This window comes from Elioraea sp., from assembly GCF_051860475.1.
Classification (GTDB): Bacteria; Pseudomonadota; Alphaproteobacteria; order Acetobacterales; family Acetobacteraceae; genus Elioraea.
The window spans coordinates 40,584-60,054 of record NZ_JBHYDW010000011.1; the positions used below are offsets into that span (position 1 = coordinate 40,584).

Sequence of the window (19,471 nt, forward strand, 5' to 3'; positions counted from 1 at the left end):
TGGCGGTCTGCATGGTCCCCAGGCTGACGCGCCATTGTGGCTGATCTCGGACGGAACGTGAACGGATCATGGCACGTGCATTGGACACCCAACTCCCCCCACCCGAGGTTGCAGCACGCCGGCTGATCCGAGCCGCGAAGGAGGCGACGCTGGCCACGGTCTCGGCCTCGGGTCAGCCCTTCGCCTCGCTGGTGACGCCGGCGACCGCGCCGGATCTGACCGTGCTGCTCTTCCTGTCGCAGCTCTCCGGGCATACCCGGCACCTCATGGCCGATGGGCGGTGCTCGCTGCTGTTCCTGGGTCCTGCGGCCGGCCCGAACCCGCAGACGCGGCCGCGGGTGACCATCACGGGCGTGGCCGAGCGGCTGGAGGGCGAGGCGGCGGCGGCGCTGAAGCCGCGCTGGCGCGCGCGCCACCCCTACGCCGGGCTCTATGCGGACCTGCCGGATTTCGCGCTCTGGCGGGTGGTGCCGCAGGAGGCGCTCTATGTCGGCGGTTTCGCGATGGCGCGGCGCGTGCCGGGCTCGGCGCTGCGGCCCGACCCGGCCGCGGTCGCGGCGCTGGCGGCGGCCGAGGCGGAGATTCTCGACCACGTCAACACCGAGCACGCGGATGCGGTGGCGGTGATCGTGCGCCGCCTGCTCGGTCGGGCCGGCCGCGGCTGGCGGATGGCTGGGGTGGATGTGGACGGCTGCACCTTCGCGCATGGCAACCGGATCGCGCGGCTTGTGTTCCAGACCCCCGTCCAGGACGCCGACGGGGTGCGCAAGGCCCTGATCCTGGCCGCACGCGCGGCGCGGGGGGCTGCTCAAAATTTGGGCGAGTCATAAGTTTTTTGCCATTTTTTGACCCCGCTCCTCGCCCACCCTATCTAGGGGCGAAGCCCGCCTGCCAGGTCTGACTCCAGGTCTGACTCCAGAACCACGCGAGGAGACGCCCATGCCGCAGCCGACCATCGCCATCCCCGGCCTCGCCCCGACCCGAACGGTGCGCGCGAACCTCGCGGCACCGGTGCTGATCGAGGCGGCGGTCGCGCGGGGGGAAGGTCGGCTCGCTGCCTCGGGCGCGCTGGTGGTGAACACCGGCCAGCACACCGGCCGCAGCGCGCGCGACAAATACGTGGTGGACGAGCCCTCGGTGCGCGAGGCGATCGACTGGGGCAAGGTGAACCAGAAGCTGTCGCCCGACCGATTCGCCATGCTGCGCGGCCGTGTTGCAGGGTTCCTCGCCGGTCAGGACCTGTTCGTGCAGGACCTCTACGCCGGTGCCGACCCGGCGCACCGCATCCGCGTGCGCGTGATCACCACCCATGCCTGGCATGCGCTGTTCGCGCGCAACATGTTCATCCGTCCCGCGCCGGCGGAGCTCGCGGACTTCGTCCCGGACTGGACCATCCTGCACGCGCCGGAGTTCCACGCCGACCCGACGCTCGACGGCACGCGCGGCGACTGCGCGATCGCGCTCTCCGCCGACTGGCGGGAGGTGGTCATCTGCGGCACGAGCTACGCCGGCGAGATCAAGAAGTCGATCTTCACCGTAATGAACTTCCTTCTGCCCGAGCGCGGTGTGATGCCGATGCACTGCTCGGCGAATGTCGGCGAGACGGGCGATGTGGCGCTGTTCTTCGGCCTCTCCGGCACCGGCAAGACGACGCTCTCCTCCGACCCGGCGCGACGGCTGATCGGTGACGACGAGCATGGCTGGAGCGAGGCCGGCACCTTCAACCTCGAGGGCGGCTGCTACGCCAAGGTGATCCGGCTCGACCCCGAGGCCGAGCCGCAGATCTGGTCGGCGATGCACCGCTTCGGCACCGTGCTGGAGAACGTGGTGGTCGACAAGACCACCGGCGTGCTCGATCTCGAGGATGCGCGCCACACCGAGAACACGCGCGCCTGCTATCCGATCGACTTCATCGACGGCGCGCTGCCGGACGGGCGCGCGGGCCACCCCCGCCACGTGTTCATGCTGACCGCGGATGCGTTCGGCGTGCTGCCGCCGATCGCCAGGCTCACGCCCGAGCAGGCGATGTACCACTTCCTCTCGGGCTACACCGCGCGCGTCGCCGGCACCGAGAAGGGGCTTGGCCGCGAACCCAAGGCGACCTTCTCGGCCTGTTTCGGCGCGCCGTTCCTGCCGCGCCCGCCTGCGGTGTACGGACGGATGCTGGCCGAGCGGATCGCGCGCCACGGCGCGTCGTGCTGGCTGGTGAACACCGGCTGGACCGGCGGCGCCCACGGGGTCGGGCGGCGGATGCGCATCGCCGACACCCGTGCGCTGCTGGCCGCGGCGCTGGACGGCAGCCTCGCGCGTGCGCCGATGCGCACCGACCCGTTCTTCGGCTTCGCCGTGCCGACCGCGTGCCCCGGTGTCGATCCGCGCGTGCTCGACCCGCGCGCGACCTGGGCTGAGGCGGCGGCCTATGACGCCGCGGCGCGCGACCTCGTCGGGCGGTTCGAGCGCAACTTCGAGCGGTTCGCTTCCGAGGTCGATGACGGGGTGCGCGAGGCGGCGGTCCGCGCTGCCGCCTGACGCGGCTCAGCCGTCATCGCGCCGGAACCGCGCCGCCACCAGCGGATCGTCGAGCGCGGCCGAGCCGTCGGCGTGCGCGGTGCGCACCTCGACCCGGTCGAACCAAGGCGCGGTCCCCCGGGCGCGGCGCAGGAACAACCGGTGCAAGGCCGTCGCGAGCGAGGCGCGTGGGGCGCAGCACGGGCAGGCGGCGCCGTGGCCGGGCTGCTCCGGCGCGATCCGCTCGACCAGCGGATGGCCGCGCGGGGCGAGGGCGGTCGCCTCCACCACCAGCGCCACACCCGGCGGCGGCCCGCCGGGGCGGGGCGGACTGAAGCGCACCAGGATCCGATCGTCGGCCATGACTCGACATAAAGACATGTTTATGTCATTGGCAAGCCCATGCGTGAGGTCCTCACCGCGCTTCGTGCGATCGCCGAGCCCACACGGCTGCGCCTCGTCGCGCTGGTGGCCGAGGGCGAGTGGTGCGTCACCGACCTCGTCGAGATCCTTGGCCAGTCCCAGCCGCGGCTCTCGCGCCACCTGAAGCTCCTCTCCGACGCCGGCGTGCTCGCCCGCGCGCGCGAGGGCGCCAACATCTATTTCCGCCTCGCCGAAACCGGCTCCGGCGGCGCGCTCGCGCGCTCGGCGCTGGCCCGCGTGAGCGAGGACGACCCCCTGCTCGTCGCCGACCGCCACCGCGCCAGCTCGCTCCGTGCCGCCCGCGCCCGCGCCGCCTCCGCCGCGTTCCAGGCCAACCCGACCGCCTGGGACGAACTGCGCGCGCTCGACCTGCCCGCCGCGACCATCGAGGCGCGGCTGCTCGACACCCTGCCGCCGGGCCCGCTCGGCCGGCTGCTCGACATCGGCACCGGCACCGGCCGGATGCTGGAACTGCTTGCCCCGCGCGCCGAGCGCGCGACCGGCGTCGACCTCTCGCGCGAGATGCTGGCGCTGGCCCGTGCGCGGCTCGCCGAGGCCGGGCTCGGCCGCTGCGCGCTGCGTCAGGCGGACATGAGTCGGCTCCCCTTCGCGCCGGCGAGCTTCGATCTGATCACCCTCTCGATGGTGCTGCACTACGCCGACCACCCGGAGGAGGTGCTCACCGAGGCCGCGCGCGTGCTGGCCCCCGGCGGCACGCTCGCGGTCATCGACCTCGCCCCGCACGGCGACGACGCGCTGGTGCGTCGGCTCGCGCATCGCTGGCCGGGCTTCCCCGCGCCGCAGATGGCCGCCTGGCTCGCCGCCGCCGGGCTTGCGCCGCGCCCGGCCGTGGCTCTGCCCGGCCCGCTCACCGTGCATCTGCATCTCGCCGCCTGCCCCGTGCCCGCGCCCGCCCCCGCCGGCGCCGCCCGCATCGACGCCTGAGGATCCGCCATGTCCCGCCCGCACCTGCTCGACGCCCTCCGCGACACCGTGCTGCTCTGCGACGGCGGCTTCGGCGCGCGCATCCAGGCGATGACGCTCGACATCGAGCGCGACTTCATGGGCAAGGAGAACTGCACCGAGGTGCTGCTGCTCTCGCGCCCCGACATCGTCCGTGAGATCCACCGCGGCTACTACGAGGCCGGCGCCGACATGGTGGAGACGAACACCTTCGGCGCCTCGCCGATCACCCTCGCCGAGTTCGGGCTCGAGGATCAGGCCTTCGCGCTCAACAAGGTCGCGGTCGAGCTCGCGCGCGAGGCGGCCGAGCAGTTCAGCGACGGGCGGCACCGCTGGGTGGTCGGCTCGATCGGTCCGGGCACGAAACTGCCGACCCTCGGCAACATCGACTACGACACGCTCGAAGCGGCGCTGACCCAGCAGGCCGAGGGACTGATCGCCGGCGGCGCGGATGCGATCCTGATCGAGACCTGCCAGGACACGTTGCAGATCAAGGCCGCGGTGAACGGGTCGAAGATCGCGCGCGCCCGCGCCGGCAAGGCCAGCCTGCCGGTGTTCGTGCAGGTGACGGTCGAGACCACCGGCACGCTGCTGGTCGGCCCCGACATCTCCGCCGCCGCGGCCGTGATCCACGCGCTCGACGTGCCGCTGATCGGGCTGAACTGCGCGACGGGCCCGCAGGAGATGGCCGAGCATGTGCGCTGGCTGGCGCAGAACTGGCCCGGGCTGCTGAGCGTGCAGCCGAACGCGGGCCTGCCCGAACTGGTGGACGGCAGGACGCACTATCCGCTGACGCCCGAGGAGCTCGCGGTCTGGCTCGAACGTTTCGTCGCCGAGGACGGGGTGAACCTGATCGGCGGCTGCTGCGGCACCAACAACGCGCATATCGCGGCGCTCGATGCGATGCTGCGCAAGCGTGACGGTACCGCGCGCCGCCCTGCGCCTGTGCCACGCAAGCCCGTCTGGGTCCCCTCGGTCGCCTCGCTCTACACTGCGACCGCGCTGCGCCAGGAGAACGCCTATTTCTCGATCGGCGAGCGCTGCAACGCCAACGGCTCCAAGAAGTGGCGCGAGCTCCAGGCCGTGAACGACTGGGACGGCTGCGTGGCGATGGGCCGCGAGCAGGTGGGCGAGGGCTCGAACAGCCTCGACATCTGCACCGCCTTCGTCGGCCGCGACGAGCTCTACGAGATGAACGAGGTGATCCGACGCTTCACCTCCTCGGTGAATTCCCCACTGGTGATCGACAGCACCGAGACCAACGTGATCGAGGCGGCGCTGAAGCTGCACGGCGGCAAGCCGATCATCAACTCGATCAACTTCGAGGACGGCGAGCGCGCCGCGCGCGACCGCCTGGTGCTTGCGAAGAAGTTCGGCGCGGCGGTGATCGCGCTGACGATCGACGAGGCCGGCATGGCCAAGACCGCCGAGGACAAGCTGCGCATCGCGCGCCGCCTGGTCGAGTTCGCCTGCGACCGGCACGGCCTGCCGCAGTCCGACCTGCTGATCGATCCGCTGACCTTCACTATCGCCACCGGCAACGAGGATGACCGCAAGCTGGGGCAGTGGACGCTCGAAGGGATCAGGATGATCCGCGAGGCCTTCCCGGACATCCAGATCATCCTCGGCCTCTCCAACATCTCGTTCGGGCTGAACCCGGCCGCGCGCCACGTGCTCAACTCGGTGTTCCTCGACCACGCGCTGCGCGCCGGCATGACCGGCGCGATCGTGCATGTCTCGAAGATCAAGCCGCTGCACCAGATCCCGGAGGAGGAGGTGCGGGTCGCCGAGGACCTGATCTTCGATCGCCGCCGCGAGGGCTACGACCCGCTCCAGCGCATGCTGGAGCTGTTTGCCGACCGCAAGGCCGCCGACACCGGCAAGCGCAAGCGTGCCGAGACGGTGGAGGGCCGGCTGAAGGACCGCATCGTCGACGGCGACCGCAAGGGGCTGGAGGACGATCTCGCCGGCGCGATGGCCAAGGGCATCGTGCCGCTCGACATCATCAACACCATCCTGCTCGACGGCATGAAGGTGGTGGGCGAGCTGTTCGGCGCGGGCAAGATGCAGCTCCCGTTCGTGCTGCAATCGGCGGAGACCATGAAGGCGGCCGTGGCGTATCTCGAGCCGCACATGGAACGGATCGAGGGCCAGACCAAGGGCACGGTCGTGCTCGCCACCGTCAAGGGTGACGTGCACGACATCGGCAAGAACCTGGTCGACATCATCCTGACCAACAACGGCTACCGGGTGGTCAACCTGGGCATCAAGGTGACGCTCGCCGACATGCTGAAGGCCGCGAACGAGAACAAGGCCCAGGCGATCGGCATGAGCGGGCTGCTCGTGAAATCCACCGTGGTGATGCGCGAGAACCTCGAGGAGATGACGCGGCTCGGCGTCGATATCCCGGTGATGCTCGGCGGCGCGGCACTGACCCGGAACTACGTCGAGCAAGACTGCGCGCTGGCCTATGGTGCCGGGCGCGTCGCCTATGCGCGCGACGCCTTCGACGGGCTCCACTTGATGGACAAGGTGGTCGGCGGACAGTTCGACGACTACCTCGCCGCGGTGCAGGCCAAGCGCAAGGGCAAGCCGACGAATACGCGACGCAGGCTCGGCGAGGCGGCGGACGCGGCGACCGCGCCGGTCGATCGCGCCTATGCCCGGGCGCGTCGGCGACGGCTGGCCGACGGCTACGTGCCGACCACTCCGCCGTTCTGGGGCCCCCGGCTGCTTGAAGCGCCGACCAAGGCGGTGGTGCCGTTCATCAACGAGCGCTCACTCTACCAGTTCCAGTGGGGATTCCGGAAACAGGGAAGAAGGCTCGAGGATTTCCTCGGCTGGGCGAAGCAGGAACTGCGCCCGGTGCTGAAGCGGATGCTGAAGCTCTGCGAGGACGAGCAGATCCTCCGGCCGCAGGCGCTCTACGGCTACTGGAAAGCAGCCGGCGAAGGCAACGACGTGGTGCTGTTCATGGAGGACGGCAGGACCGAGCTCTGCCGCTTCACCCTGCCGCGCCAGGCCAAGGAGGACGGCGAGTGCATCGCCGACTTCTTCCGTGACATCGACGACGGGCCCGACAGGCGGGACGTGATCGGGTTGCAGGTGGTGACCGTCGGGCAGAAGGCGTCCGACATCGCACGGCAGTGGTTCGAGGCGAACCGCTACCAGGACTATCTCTACCTGCACGGGCTCTCGGTCGAGGTGGCGGAGGCGTTGGCGGAGTACGTGCACAAGCGCATCCGCGCCGAATGCGGCTTCGCCGCCGAGGACGACCGCGACATCGACAAGATGCTGCAGCAAGGCTATCGCGGCTCGCGCTACTCCTTCGGCTATCCCGCCTGCCCGAAGCTCGAGGACCAGCTGCCGCTGCTCAGCCTGCTGGACGGCGAGCGGATCGGCGTGTCGCTGTCGGACGAATGGCAGCTCCATCCCGAGCAGAGCACCAGCGCGATCGTGGTGCTGCACCCGCGCGCGAAGTACTTCTCGGTGTAGAAGGAACACGGATGGGGGGACGACGGTCGTCCCCCCATGCCCCCCTCCACGACCGCGCGCCGTCAGCGGAGCGCGGCGTTGATCTTCTCCAGCGCCGTCGCGCCGGGGCACAGGGCCGCGTCCTCGAGACGATTGAGCGGCGTGACGACCGTGCCGAGATGGTCGTGCAGGTCCTCGGGGTGCGGATCGACGTACAGCAGCCCCGTCACGATCTCGCCCATCGCCTTGTGACGCGCGAGGTAGTTCAACGCCGCCACCCGATCGGTCGGGTCGTGGTCGTCGTGCAGCTTGCGCATCCGCAACAACGACCCATCGTGCTGCGTCACCTCGGTCAGATCGCCGGGTGCGTAGGACGCCGTGATCTCCGTCCGCTCGAAGAACACATCCAGCCGGTTCACCGCCTCGTTGTGCTCGCGCACGTAGTCGTAGCTCTTGGTGCTGCCCTCGTGATTGTTGAACGCCACGCAGGGGCTGATGCAGTCGATGAACGCCACGCCCTGGTGCATCAGCGCGCCCTTGATCAGCGGCACGAGCTGGTCCTTGTCGCCCGAGAAGCTGCGCGCGACATAGGTCGCGCCGAGCTCGAGCGCGAGCGCCACGAGGTCGATCGGCTCGTCGGTGTTGACCGCGCCCTTCTTGGCCTTCGAGCCCTTGTCGGAGGTGGCGGAGAACTGGCCCTTGGTCAGCCCATAGACGCCGTTGTTCTCGACGATGTAGGTCATGTTGACGCCGCGCCGCATCAGATGCGCGAACTGGCCGAGCCCGATCGAGGCGCTGTCGCCGTCGCCGGACACGCCGAGATAGATCAGCTCGCGGTTGGCGAGATTGGCGCCCGTCAGCACCGAGGGCATCCGCCCATGCACCGAATTGAAGCCGTGGCTCGCGCCGAGGAAGTAGTCCGGCGTCTTGGACGAACAGCCGATGCCGGAGAGCTTCGCCACGCGATGCGGTGGGATCGAGAGCTCCCACACCGCCTGGATGATCGCGGCACTGATCGAGTCATGCCCGCAGCCGGCGCACAGCGTGCTGATCGAGCCCTCGTAGTCGCGGCGCGTCAGGCCGAGCGTGTTGGTCGGCAGCTTCGGGTGATGCAGCGCAGGCTTCAGGTAGCTCATGGCACGGTCTTCCGGAGCGGCACCACGTCGAGCGAGCCGGCCTGGCGGCCGATCGCGGTGCGGATGAAGCGGGCGGTGATCGGCGTGCCGTCGTAGTGCAGCACCGGCACCAGGCGCGCGGGGTCGATCCCGCACTCGGTCGTGATCAAGGTGCGCAGCTGCGCGTCGCGGTTCTGCTCCACCACGAACACGGTCTCGTGCGCCTCGATGAAGCGGGCGACATCGTCGTGGAAGGGAAAGGCGCGGACGCGCAGTGCGTCGAGATGAATCCCATCCTGCTGCAGCCCGCCTAGCGCCTCGCGCATCGCCGCCGAGGTGCTGCCGTAGTAGATCACGCCATAGGGGGTCGTGCGGGCCGCCGTCTGCTCGATCGGCCCTGGCACGAGCTCCTTCGCCGTCTCGAACTTCCGCAGCAGCCGCTGCATGTTGTCGACATACGCCGCGCCATGCTCGGTGTACTTCGCCAGGCGGTCGCGCGACGTGCCGCGGGTGAAGAACGCGCCCTTCGAGGGATGCGTGCCGGGATAGGTGCGGTAGGGGATGCCGTCGCCGTCCACGTCGAGATAGCGGCCGAAGCTGCTCGCCTGCTCCAGCATCGCCGCGGTCATCACCTTGCCGCGGTCCATCCGGCGGTTGTCGTCCCAGGCGAAGGGCTCGCACAGCCAGTCGTTCATGCCGATGTCGAGGTCGAGCATGACGAAGATCGTGGTCTGCAAGCGGTCGGCGAGATCGAACGCGGCCGCGCCGAACTCGAAGCACTCGCGCGGGTCCTCGGGGAGCAGCAGCACATGCTTGGTGTCGCCGTGGCTGGCATAGGCGGCAAGCAGGACGTCGCTCTGCTGCGTGCGCGTCGGCATGCCGGTGGAGGGACCGGCGCGCTGCACGTCGAAGATCACCGCCGGGATTTCGGCGAAGTAGGACAGCCCGACGAACTCCTGCATCAGCGAGATGCCGGGCCCGGACGTGGCCGTGAAGGCGCGCGCCCCGTTCCAGGACGCGCCGATCACGATGCCGATCGAGGCGAGCTCGTCCTCGGCCTGCACGATCGCGTAGCGCTTGCTGCCATCCGGATCGGTACGGAAGCGGCGGCAGTAGCGCTCGAACGCCTCGGCGAGCGAGGTGCTCGGCGTGATCGGGTACCACGCGCAGACGGTCGCCCCGCCATACACCGCCCCGAGCGCGGCCGCGGCGTTGCCCTCAACGTAGATTCGGCTGCCGACCTTGTCGGAGGTCTCCAGCCGCAGCCCGATCGGCGGCAGGTTCGCGGCTGCCCAGTCGCGGCCCGTCTGGAACGCGTCGCGGTTCGAGGCCGCGAGCTTCTCCTTGCCCCTGTACTGCTCGGTCAGCAGCTGCTCGACCACCGCCGGATCGATGCCCAGCAGCGACGAGAGCGCGCCGACATACATGATGTTCTTGAACAGCTGGCGCTGGCGCGCATCCGAGTAGGTGGCGTTGCACATCTCGGTCAGCGGTACGCCGAGCACGGTGATGTCGTCGCGGAAGCGGCTCCGAGGCATGGGCTTGGTGCTGTCATAGAACAGGTAGCCGCCGGGCTCGAGCTCGGCGATGTCGCGGTCCCAGGTCTGCGGGTTCATCGCCACCGCGAGATCGACGCCGCCGCGCCGGCCGAGATGCCCCTCACCGCTGACACGGACCTCGAACCAGGTCGGCAGGCCCTGGATGTTCGAGGGGAAGATGTTGCGCGAGGCGATCGGGATGCCCATCCGCAGGATCGACTTCGCGAACAGCTGGTTGGCCGAGGCCGAACCCGAGCCGTTGACGTTGGCGAACTTGACGACGAAGTCGTTGATGGCGGTCAGCGGCTGCATGCGTGCGCCCCGTTCGCGTAGGTCTTGGCGGTCTCGAGATAGAATTTCTGCATGTCCCAGGCCCCGGTGGGGCAGCGTTCGGCGCACAGGCCGCAGTGCAGGCAGACGTCCTCGTCCTTCACCATCGCGCGCCCGGTCTTGAGCCCGTCCTCGACGTAGAGATCCTGCTGGCGGTTGATGGCCGGCGCCTTCAGCCGCGTGCGCAGCTCATCCTCCTCGCCGTTCTCGGTGAAGGTGATGCAGTCGGTCGGGCAGATGTCCACGCAGCCGTCGCACTCGATGCAGAGCCGGGCGTTGAACACCGTCTGCACGTCGCAGTTCAGGCAGCGCTGCGCTTCCTTGTAGGCGAGCTCGCGATCGTAGCCGAGCTCGACCTCGACGCGGATGTCGCGGAGCGCGAGCCGCTCCTCGACATGCGGTACCTTGTAGCGGAGGTCGATCGAGATGTCGTTGTCGTAGCTCCACTCGTGGATGCCCATCTTCTGGCTGGCCATGCGCACATGCGGGTCGGGCCGGTCGTGCACGTCCTGGCCGCGGCAGTGGAGGTCGATCGAGACGGCGGCCTCGTGGCCATGCGCGACCGCCCAGATGATGTTCTTCGGCCCGAACGCCGCATCGCCGCCGAAGAACACGCTCGGTAGGGTCGATTGCAGCGTCACCGGATCGAGCTTTGGCAGGCCCCAGCGATCGAACTCCAGGCCGATGTCGCGCTCGATCCAGGGGAAGGCGTTCTCCTGGCCGATCGCCACCAGCACATCGTCACACGCGTAGGTGACGTCGGGCTCGCCGGTGGGAACAAGATTGCGCCGCCCCTTGGCGTCGTACTCGGCCTTGACCTTCTCGAAGACCATGCCGGTGAGCCGGCCGTTCTCGTGCAGCACCTGCTTCGGCACCAGGTAGTCGAGGATCGGGATGCCCTCGCGCATCGCGTCCTCCTTCTCCCAGGGCGAGGCCTTCATCTCCTCGAAGCCGGAGCGGACGATCACCTTCACGTCCTCGCCGCCGAGCCGGCGCGCGGAGCGGCAGCAATCCATCGCCGTGTTGCCGCCGCCCAGCACGATCACGCGCCTGCCGACCTGCTCGACATGGCCGAACGACACCTTGGCCAGCCACTCGATGCCGATATGGATGTTGGCCGAGGCTTCCGCGCGGCCGGGCACGTCAAGCTCGCGCCCGCGCGGCGCGCCGCAGCCGATGAACACCGCGTCGAAGCCCTCGTCGAGCAGACCCTTGAGGCTCGGCACGCTGTGGTTGTAGTGCGTGACCACGCCGCCACGCCGCGTGATGTAGCCGACCTCCTCCTCGATCACGCTCTCGGGCAGGCGGAAGCGGGGGATCTGCGTCCACATGAAGCCGCCGCCGCGCGCCTCCGAGTCATAGACATGGACCTCGTAGCCGAGCAGGGCGAGGTCGCGCGCGACCGTCAGGCTCGCCGGCCCGGCGCCGACGCAGGCGATGCGCTTGCCGTTCTTCTGCGCCGGGACGGGCGGCATGAGGCTCAGCACGTCGTCCTTGTTGTCGGCAGCGACACGCTTGAGCCGGCAGATGGCGACCGGCTCCTCCTCGACGCGTCCGCGCCGGCAGGCCGGCTCGCAGGGCCGGTCGCAGGTCCGCCCGAGGATCCCGGGGAACACGTTCGAGTGCCAGTTGATCATGTAGGCGTCGGTGTAGCGGCCCGCCGCGATCAGCCGGATGTATTCGGGGACGGGCGTATGCGCGGGGCACGCCCATTGGCAGTCCACCACCTTGTGGAAGTGGGCGGGGGTGGTCAGGTCGGTTGGCCTCAAGGCGCTTCCTCCGCCTGCGCGCTGCACCGGAGCGACGCAGGCCCAAGCCTCATTGTTCCAACCATCATGGGGGCACTCGCCTGCCGCGACAACAGCACGCAGGCGCACTTCCGTGACATCTGAAGCAGGGCGGTCGCGCGCTGCGCGCAAGCCCCTTCCGCCTCGATCCCGGACGTCCCACACTGACCGGGCACGGCAGCAGACAGGGAGCGCCGACGTGGCCATCGCCCATCTCACTCAGAACTGGACCGTCACCAAGCCGGCCGCGCAGGGCCGCAAGGGCGTGGTGGTCTCGCAGGTGCGAACAGCGGCCGAGGCCGGCGTGCTGATGCTCGAGGCGGGCGGCAGCGCGGCCGATGCCGCGGTCGCGACCGCCTTTGCGCTCGCCGCGGTCGAGCCCTGGAACTCCGGGCTAGGCGGGATCGGCTTCACGCTCGTGCATCCGGCGGGCGAGCGGTCGGCGCGCGTGGTCGATTTCGGCCCGGTCTCCCCCGCGAGGCTGGATCCCCAGCTGTTTCCGCTGGTGCCCGGGCACTCGGACCACCTGTTCGCCTGGCCGAACGTGCAGGACGACCGCAACGTGCACGGCCCACTCTCGGTGGTGATCCCGTCCTCGGTCGCTGGCTATGCCGAGGTCCACCGGCGCTGGGGCCGCCTGCCGCTGAAGGACGTGCTGGCGCCGGCGATCGCACTCGCCAAGGCGGGGCTGCCCGCCGACTGGGTGACGGCGCTGAAGCTCGCCTCGGCCGCGCCCGACCTGCGCCGCTACGCCGAGAGCGCGCGCATCTACCTGCCCGACGGGCTGCCGCCGGCGCCGCCCTATGTCGGCCCGGCGAAGCGGATCGTGCTCGGCAAGCTGCCGGCGACGCTGGAGCGCCTGGCGGAGGCCGGGCTTGAGGACTTCTACCGCGGCGAGATCGCGGCCGCGATCGCGGCCGACATGGCCGAGCTCGGTGGCGTGCTGGATGCCGCCGATCTCGCCGGCTGCGCGGCGCGGCTGACGGAGGCGAGCCAGCATCCCTGGCGCGGCCGGGTGATCCAGGGCGCGGGCGGGCTGACCGCGGCGCCGACGATGCAGCGCGTGCTGGAGGCGCTCGGGGCCGAGCGGTTCGGCGCCGCACCCGATGCGGCGTTCTTCACGGCCTTCGCGGCCGCGATGCAGCGCGCCTATGCCGAGCGGCTCGCCGGGCTCGGCGACACGACCGAGGCGAACCCGCGCGCGGCCGAGGCGTGCACGACGCATCTGACGGCGGCGGACGCGGACGGGATGATGGTGTCGATGACGACCACGCTGCTGTCGTCGATGGGCAGCCGCGTGGTGCTGCCGCGCACGGGCGTGCTGATGAACAACGGCGTGTTCTGGTTTGACCCGCGCCCGGGACAGGCGAACAGCATCGGCCCGCGCAAGCGCCCGCTCTGCAACATGAGCCCGGTGATCGTCGCGAAGGACGGTCGGCCCGAGATCGCCGCCGGCGCGTCGGGTGGGCGGCGCATCCTGGCGGCGGTGCTGCAGACGCTGCTGTTCGTGCTGGAGTTCGGCATGGACCCGGCGAAGGCGGCGCACCAGCCGCGCATCGACGTGAGCGGCGAGACCGGTGTGTCGGCCGATCCGCGGCTCGACCGGAGCATCCTCAATGTGCTGCGCGAGCGCTTCGGCGCACAGGAGGTGGAGCACACGGTGATGCCGGTGAACTACGCGTGCCCGAACATGATCGCGATCGGGCCGGACGGCGTGCGCACCGGCATCAGCGACGTGATCAGCCCCTGGAGCGGCGCGATCGCCCAGGCCTGAGCGATCGGCCGGGCGTCAGCCCACCTTCGCCCTGAGCCCCGCCTGCTCAGCGCACCAGCGCGCCGTCTCCTCATGGGTCGCGAACCATACGCCGGGCTTGGCCTTCATATGGGCGACCAGCCGGTCGAGCAGCGGCATGCGCGAGCGGTGGCCGATCACATGCGGGTGCATGGTGAGCAGGAACATCCCGCCTTCCTCATAGGCGCCGTCGAACTCGGCGCGGAAGATCTCCTCGACGGCCGAGGGCGGCGTGTAGGGCCTGAGCGCCGAGAACCGCACCATGTTGAAGTACACCGCATCGTCGCGGATCCATTCCGGCGGCAGTTCGACGATTCCGGTTGGCTCGCCGTCGGCCACCAGTTCGTAGGCGTCGTCGTCGCCCATCAGGCTCGAATCGTAGAGCAGGCCCATCTCGCGGATGATCGACATGGTCGCGGTCGAGAAGTCCCACGAGGCGGTGCGCATCCCCACCGGCCGCCGCCCGGCGATCTTCTCCAGCGTATCCGCGGCACGGAAGCTGAGGTCGCGCTCGGCGGCGGCGGGCAGGGTGGTGTTCGCCTCGTGGATCCAGGAGTGGATGCCGATCTCGTGGCCCTCATCGGCGACCGCACGCACCTCGTCCGGATAGAGCAGCGCCGAGACCGCGGGGTAGAAGAAGGTCGCGCGCACGCCGTGCCGGTCGAGCAGCCGGCGGATGCGTGGGATCGCCTGGCGGTTGCCGTACTGCCCCTGGCTGATCCGCATCGGGCTTTCGTCGGCGTCGCGCAGCGGGATGGTGTCGTGATCGGCGTCGAAGGAGAGGGTGACGCAGCAGCGCGCGCCGTCGGGCCAGGATGCAGGGCGAAGCGAGCGGCCGGCGCGGGCGCGGTTGACGATGCCCCGCCAGACCTCCTCCGGCCACTCCCAGGGCTGGCCGTGCCGGCGCGTCGTTTCGGTCTCCGCCATCGCTCGCTTCCTCGTGTCGCTGCGGCGCGACGATGGGCCGTTGCCCATGGGACCGCAAGCGCCCAGGGTGGAGCGATCGACCCGGAGACCGACCCTGCATGACCGACCTCGCAACCCTTTCCACTGCCGCACTGGTGCAGGGCTACGCACGCGGTGTGTTCTCGCCGCGCGAAGTCGTGCGGGCCTGTCTCGACCGTATCGCCCGGCTCGAGCCGCAGCTCAACGCGATGGCGGTGATCGACGCCGAGGGCGCCGAACGCGCGGCTGCCGCCAGCGAGCATCGTTGGTTCGCCGGACGTCCGCTCGGTGTGCTCGATGGCGTGCCGGCGACGGTGAAGGACCTCATCGATCTTGCCGGCTTCCCCACACGGCGCGGCAGCCGCGTGACCGATCCGGCACCGGTCGCGCATGACGCACCGTCGGTGTTGGGGCTGAAAGCGGCAGGCGCGGTGATCCTCGGCAAGACGACGACGACGGAGTTCGGCTGGAAGTCGCCGGGCGACTGCCCGCTGCACGGGATCACGCGCAATCCTTGGAACACCGCGATGACGCCGGGCGGCTCGTCCTCCGGGGCCGGCGCGGCGTGCGCGGGTGGGTACGGTCCGTTGCATATCGGCACCGATGCCGGCGGTTCGATCCGCATCCCGGCGGCGTGGTGCGGCATCGTCGGCGTGAAGCCGAGCTTCGGTCGAGTGCCGCAATGGCCGCTCGGCGCCTTCGCCTCGGTCGCGGTGGCGGGGCCGATGACGCGTCGCGTGGCGGATGCAGCGCTGATGCTGGGCGCGATGGCGCGGTTCGACTGGCGCGACCCGTTCGCGTTGCCCGACCCCGAGCCAGGCTGGCCCGGTCCCGTGATGGCCGATGTCGCGGGGCTCAGGATCGCCATCGTGCGCCGGCTCGGCTTCGCCGCGCCCGCCGACGAGGCGGCCTGGGCGGCGGTGGACCGCGCTGCAACCGCGCTCGACGAACGCGGCGCGATCATCGAGGAGGCGGACCCGAACCTGCCGGATACCCGCGCGGTGTTCGTGCAGGTCTGGTCGAACGCGCTCGCGCGGCTGGTCGGGTCGCTGCCGGACGGGAAGCGCGACCTGCTCGATCCCGGGCTGTCGGCGCTGGCGCAGCGCGCGCCGCCGATGACGGCCGGCGAGTTTCTCGCGATCCAGGCGGCAACGATCGAGACCGCGCACGGCATGGCGGCGTTCCACCGCCAGTTCGATGCGGTGCTGTGCCCGACCGTGCCTGGGCCGCCGCCGGCGGTCGATGCGCCGCTGCTGGCGCCCGAGCAGGATCTCTGGCAGCGCTGGGCGCCGTGGACCTTCGCGTTCAACCTCTCGCGCCAGCCCGCGGTGACGGTGCCGACGGGGCTCGGCGTGGACGGCCTGCCGCGCGCGGTGCAGGTCGCGGCCCCGCTCTACGGCGACGCGCTCGCGCTCCGCGTTGCGGCGGCGATCGAGGTGGCGCTGGAGCCGCCGACGCTCGCGTTGCTGTAACCGCTACCCGCCGCGCGACGAACGAAGGATCATGCTGCCGCACCCCGTCATCGGGCTGATGGTCAAGGCGCCGCGTCCGGGCCTTGCGAAGACCCGGCTGATCCCCGCGCTCGGCGCGGCCGGCGCGGCAGCGCTGGCGCAGGCGTTCATCGCCGACAGCGCGGTCCTGCTGCGCGGCAGCGGCGCCGATGCCGTCGTGCTCGCCACGCCGGCCGAGGCGACGCCAGCGCTGTCCGCGGTGACGGGGTTGCCGGCGCTGGTGCAGCGCGACGGCGATCTCGGTGCGCGCATGCACGGCGCATTCGCCGATCTGTTCGCGCGCGGCGGTTCGCCCGTGCTGCTGATCGGGGCCGACGCTCCGACGCTGCCACCGCAGCATCTGGGCGCGGCGCTGCGCCTGGCGGTAACGAATCCCGAGGCGGTGGTGCTGGGTCCGGCGGAGGACGGCGGATACTGGTGCATCGCGCTCACCCGACCGCAGCCGTGTCTGTTCTCGTCGATCGCGTGGGGCACGGCGTCGGTGCTCGCGGAGACGCAGGCGCGCGCACGGCGGTTCGGGATCCCGGTCGTGCTCGCGCCGCGCTGGCATGACGTGGACCAGCCGGCCGATCTCGACCAGCTGCGTCGCGACCTCGCGCGCGATCCGTGGGCGGCGCCGCACACGCGTGCCGTGCTGGCCTCTGACGCCGTGCCGATCCCCGCCTGAGGCGCTGCTCGTTCGGCTTCGCACTTGCCTCCATTCGGTCTAGCCTCGCGCGCAACCGCCGACCGGGAGGACATCATGATCCGTCGCCGCCATGCCCTCGGGCTGACGCTGGGCCTGCCCGCGCTGATCGGCAGCGCACGGGCGCAGGCGTTTCCGGATCGGCCGCTCAGCATGATCGTGCCGTTCCCGCCCGGTGGTCAGGCGGATCTCGCCGCGCGGCCGATCGCGGCGGCGATGGAGAGGCTGCTCGGCAGGCCGGTGGTGGTGGTGAACCGGGGCGGGGCGGGCGGGGCGGTCGGCAATCGTGCGGCGGCGCAGTCGGCGCCGGACGGCTACACGCTGCTGATGACGCTCTCGTCGCTCGCGGTGCTGCCGGAGGCGGATCGTCTGTTCGGTCGCCCCCCGACCTATGAGGTGAGCCAGCTCGAACCGGTGGGGCGTGTGCTCGCCGATCCGACGCTGCTGGCGGTGCCGTTCAATGCGCCCTGGCGTGATCTCGACGCGCTGATCGCGGATGCGAGGTCGCGGCCGGCGACGATTCCCTATGGCAGTTCGGGCACCTACGGCACGCTGCACGTGGCGATGGAGATGTTCGCGCATTCGGCAGGCATCCGGCTGCTGCATGTGCCGTATCAGGGCGCGGGGCCTGCCGTCACGGCGATCCTTGCCGGCACGGTGCAGGCGCTGGCCTCGGCGCCCGGCGTGCTGCTCGGGCATGTGCGCGAGCGGCGGCTGCGCGTGCTGGCGAACTGGGGCGCGGAGCGGATCGCCTCGTTCCCCGACACGCCGACCTTCCGCGAGCTCGGCCATCCGTCGGTCGAGTTCTACATCTGGGCCGGGTTGTTCGCGCCGGCCGGTGTGCCGCGGCCCGTGATGGAGGTGCTGCGTTCGGCTTTGCGCAAGGCGTGCGAGGACCCGGAGACGGTGCGTGTGTTCGCCGGTGCGGGCAGTCCGGTCGCGTACCAGGATGCGCCGGAGTTCGCGCGTTTCGTCGAGCAGGATAGCGCGCGCTTGATCGCAGCCGTGCGCGCCATCGGCCGCGTGGAGTAGTGGGGGGGAGGGGCCTCAGGCCCCTTCCCCGCCTTCCTTCTTGTAATCCTCGCTCGTCACGATGCGTGGCCTTGGCGGTCCCGCGTAGGGATCGATGCCTTCGCCTTCGGTAACCGCAATCACGCGGCAGTCCTCGCACATGCGGATGAGATCCAGGTTCGCGGCGCTGCCCTTGAACATCCAATGACTCGCGGCGAGCTTGGCGGCGACGCGTTCGACGGTGCTCTTCACGCCGAACGGCTTGCCGCAGCGGATGCAGGCGAAGGGTTCCTCCTCCTTGATCACGCGTGGCGCGGCGGCCTCGGGCGCAACGTTCAGCCGCGGTTCGAGCGCGATCACCTTCTCGGGGCAGGTGTTCGCGCAGAGGCCGCACTGCACGCAGGCCTCCTCGGTGAAGCTGAGCATCGGCCGGTCGGGGTTGTCGCGCAGCGCGCCGGTCGGGCAGGCGGCGACGCAGGCGAGGCAGAGCGTGCAGCCGGCGACGTTGACGTGCACCGTGCCGAAGGGGGCCTTCTCTGGCAGCGGAACGATTTCGACCGGAGCGGGCGCGGCCCTGTGCAGTTCCTTGAGCGCGATCTGCATCACACCGCGCTTGTCACCCATCGGCAGGAAGCTGCGCGGTGCGGCGCCGTCGCGGTCGGGCAGCGCGGCGAGCGCGGTGGTCAGCGCGTCGGGGTCGTCGGCGCGCAGCATTGCGGCACGGTCGGGGCCGAAGCCCCAGCCCTGGAGCACGGCGTCGGCGAGCGCGAGCGTGCGGTCCAGCCCAGTGAGGTCGTCGCGGTGGCGCGTGCCGAGCAGTACGCGGAGTTCCGCCGCGCCGTAGGCGAAGGCGGCGGCGACGGTCTCGATGCCGAGCGCGGTCACCTCGTTGACCTGGAACGGGATGACGCGCGCGGGCAGGCCGTCGCCGAAGCGGGCGAGCGCGTCGAGCAGGGGCAGGCCGTGCTCGCCCTCGTGCACGAGCAGCACCGCGCGCCTGCCCTCGGCCTCGGCGTAGGCCAGCAGCATCGCGCGCAGCTTGCGCAGGAGCGCATCCGACGGCGGCAGGGCGTAGGCGGCGGCTCCGGTGGGGCAGACGGCGGCGCAGGAGCCGCAGCCGGCGCAGATCATGGTGTCGATCGCGACATGATCGCCCGCGGGGGCGATCGCGCCGACCGGGCAGAGATCGAGGCAGCGCGTGCAGCCGGTCTTCCTCGAGCGGGAATGGGCGCAGAGGCTGTCGGTGAAGGTGACGAAGCGCGGCTTGTCGAACGTGCCGACGAGTTCGGCGGCCTTGAAGATCGCCTTCTGTACCGACAGGGGATCGTTCGGATCGGCGCGCAGATAGCCTGGGCGCTTGTGCGGCGCGGTGAACAGCGGCGTGGACCC

At 70.6% G+C, this 19,471-nt stretch carries 14 protein-coding genes; 8 read left to right on the forward strand and 6 right to left on the reverse strand.

The genetic code is table 11. From position 1 onward, the window contains the following. Positions 1-68: 68 nt before the first annotated feature. Together ACTIFU_RS03870 and ACTIFU_RS03875 are read left to right on the forward strand one after the other, a co-directional pair. Complete coding sequence (locus ACTIFU_RS03870) at positions 69-830, forward strand: HugZ family protein (protein WP_439576974.1); 762 nt, start codon at positions 69-71, stop codon at positions 828-830. Between the two features lie 109 nt (positions 831-939). Further along, positions 940-2,529, forward strand: a complete 1,590-nt coding sequence (locus ACTIFU_RS03875) for a phosphoenolpyruvate carboxykinase (RefSeq protein WP_439576975.1) — start codon at positions 940-942, stop codon at positions 2,527-2,529. Between the two features lie 6 nt (positions 2,530-2,535). Here the strand turns inward: ACTIFU_RS03875 and ACTIFU_RS03880 are convergent, their stop codons facing one another. Further along, positions 2,536-2,871: a hypothetical protein gene (locus ACTIFU_RS03880; protein WP_439576976.1), complete on the reverse strand. Its 336-nt coding sequence runs from the start codon at positions 2,869-2,871 to the stop codon at positions 2,536-2,538. A 39-nt stretch (positions 2,872-2,910) separates the two neighbouring features. On the opposite strand from ACTIFU_RS03880, the gene ACTIFU_RS03885 reads away from it, so the two are divergent. Both ACTIFU_RS03885 and metH read left to right on the forward strand, forming a co-directional pair. Continuing rightward, on the forward strand, positions 2,911-3,876 hold the full coding sequence (locus ACTIFU_RS03885; RefSeq protein ID WP_439576977.1) for an ArsR/SmtB family transcription factor: 966 nt from the start codon (positions 2,911-2,913) through the stop codon (positions 3,874-3,876). A gap of 9 nt (positions 3,877-3,885) precedes the next feature. Continuing rightward, positions 3,886-7,389 (forward strand): methionine synthase, encoded by a 3,504-nt coding sequence (metH, locus tag ACTIFU_RS03890; protein WP_439576978.1) that lies wholly within the window; start codon positions 3,886-3,888, stop codon positions 7,387-7,389. 62 nt (positions 7,390-7,451) lie between these two features. Here the strand turns inward: metH and ACTIFU_RS03895 are convergent, their stop codons facing one another. From ACTIFU_RS03895 to ACTIFU_RS03905, 3 genes are read right to left on the reverse strand one after another with little or no spacing between them, the layout of a single operon-like run. Next, on the reverse strand, positions 7,452-8,504 hold the full coding sequence (locus ACTIFU_RS03895; protein ID WP_439576979.1) for a 2-oxoacid:ferredoxin oxidoreductase subunit beta: 1,053 nt from the start codon (positions 8,502-8,504) through the stop codon (positions 7,452-7,454). Further along, positions 8,501-10,333: a 2-oxoacid:acceptor oxidoreductase subunit alpha gene (locus ACTIFU_RS03900; protein ID WP_439576980.1), complete on the reverse strand. Its 1,833-nt coding sequence runs from the start codon at positions 10,331-10,333 to the stop codon at positions 8,501-8,503. The genes ACTIFU_RS03895 and ACTIFU_RS03900 overlap by 4 nt, the downstream gene beginning before the upstream one ends. Continuing rightward, positions 10,321-12,120 (reverse strand): FAD-dependent oxidoreductase, encoded by a 1,800-nt coding sequence (locus ACTIFU_RS03905; RefSeq protein ID WP_439576981.1) that lies wholly within the window; start codon positions 12,118-12,120, stop codon positions 10,321-10,323. Before ACTIFU_RS03905 ends, ACTIFU_RS03900 begins: the two co-directional genes overlap by 13 nt. Before the next feature lie 217 nt (positions 12,121-12,337). On the opposite strand from ACTIFU_RS03905, the gene ACTIFU_RS03910 reads away from it, so the two are divergent. Then, complete coding sequence (locus ACTIFU_RS03910; protein WP_439576982.1) at positions 12,338-13,912, forward strand: gamma-glutamyltransferase; 1,575 nt, start codon at positions 12,338-12,340, stop codon at positions 13,910-13,912. A 15-nt stretch (positions 13,913-13,927) separates the two neighbouring features. On the opposite strand, the gene ACTIFU_RS03915 is transcribed toward ACTIFU_RS03910, so the two are convergent. Further along, entirely contained in the window at positions 13,928-14,857 is a 930-nt protein-coding gene (locus ACTIFU_RS03915) for a polysaccharide deacetylase family protein (RefSeq protein WP_439576983.1), read from the reverse strand. Positions 14,858-14,955: 98 nt separating this feature from the next. Between ACTIFU_RS03915 and ACTIFU_RS03920 the strand changes: the two genes are divergently transcribed. The 3 genes from ACTIFU_RS03920 to ACTIFU_RS03930 all read left to right on the forward strand — a co-directional run bounded on the left by ACTIFU_RS03920 (position 14,956) and on the right by ACTIFU_RS03930 (position 18,103). Further along, positions 14,956-16,347, forward strand: a complete 1,392-nt coding sequence (locus ACTIFU_RS03920; protein WP_439576984.1) for an amidase family protein — start codon at positions 14,956-14,958, stop codon at positions 16,345-16,347. A 31-nt stretch (positions 16,348-16,378) separates the two neighbouring features. Continuing rightward, positions 16,379-17,053, forward strand: a complete 675-nt coding sequence (locus ACTIFU_RS03925; RefSeq protein ID WP_439576985.1) for a TIGR04282 family arsenosugar biosynthesis glycosyltransferase — start codon at positions 16,379-16,381, stop codon at positions 17,051-17,053. Between the two features lie 75 nt (positions 17,054-17,128). Continuing rightward, the gene (locus ACTIFU_RS03930; RefSeq protein ID WP_439576986.1) at positions 17,129-18,103 is read left to right on the forward strand and encodes a Bug family tripartite tricarboxylate transporter substrate binding protein; all 975 of its coding nucleotides are present in this window, start codon (positions 17,129-17,131) and stop codon (positions 18,101-18,103) included. Positions 18,104-18,118: 15 nt separating this feature from the next. On the opposite strand, the gene ACTIFU_RS03935 is transcribed toward ACTIFU_RS03930, so the two are convergent. Then, positions 18,119-19,471, reverse strand: a 1,353-nt coding sequence (locus ACTIFU_RS03935; protein ID WP_439576987.1) for a 4Fe-4S binding protein, incomplete at its 5' end; no start/stop codon positions are given.

What these genes read in the sequence shown, in the direction of transcription:
- ACTIFU_RS03870 (WP_439576974.1), top strand. Translation starts at nt 69, where the DNA reads ATGGCACGTGCATTGGACACCCAACTCCCCCCACCCGAGGTTGCAGCA.
- ACTIFU_RS03875 (WP_439576975.1), top strand. Translation starts at nt 940, where the DNA reads ATGCCGCAGCCGACCATCGCCATCCCCGGCCTCGCCCCGACCCGAACG.
- ACTIFU_RS03880 (WP_439576976.1), bottom strand. Translation starts at nt 2,871, where the DNA reads ATGGCCGACGATCGGATCCTGGTGCGCTTCAGTCCGCCCCGCCCCGGC.
- ACTIFU_RS03885 (WP_439576977.1), top strand. Translation starts at nt 2,911, where the DNA reads ATGCGTGAGGTCCTCACCGCGCTTCGTGCGATCGCCGAGCCCACACGG.
- metH (WP_439576978.1), top strand. Translation starts at nt 3,886, where the DNA reads ATGTCCCGCCCGCACCTGCTCGACGCCCTCCGCGACACCGTGCTGCTC.
- ACTIFU_RS03895 (WP_439576979.1), bottom strand. Translation starts at nt 8,504, where the DNA reads ATGAGCTACCTGAAGCCTGCGCTGCATCACCCGAAGCTGCCGACCAAC.
- ACTIFU_RS03900 (WP_439576980.1), bottom strand. Translation starts at nt 10,333, where the DNA reads ATGCAGCCGCTGACCGCCATCAACGACTTCGTCGTCAAGTTCGCCAAC.
- ACTIFU_RS03915 (WP_439576983.1), bottom strand. Translation starts at nt 14,857, where the DNA reads ATGGCGGAGACCGAAACGACGCGCCGGCACGGCCAGCCCTGGGAGTGG.
- ACTIFU_RS03920 (WP_439576984.1), top strand. Translation starts at nt 14,956, where the DNA reads ATGACCGACCTCGCAACCCTTTCCACTGCCGCACTGGTGCAGGGCTAC.
- ACTIFU_RS03925 (WP_439576985.1), top strand. Translation starts at nt 16,379, where the DNA reads ATGCTGCCGCACCCCGTCATCGGGCTGATGGTCAAGGCGCCGCGTCCG.
- ACTIFU_RS03930 (WP_439576986.1), top strand. Translation starts at nt 17,129, where the DNA reads ATGATCCGTCGCCGCCATGCCCTCGGGCTGACGCTGGGCCTGCCCGCG.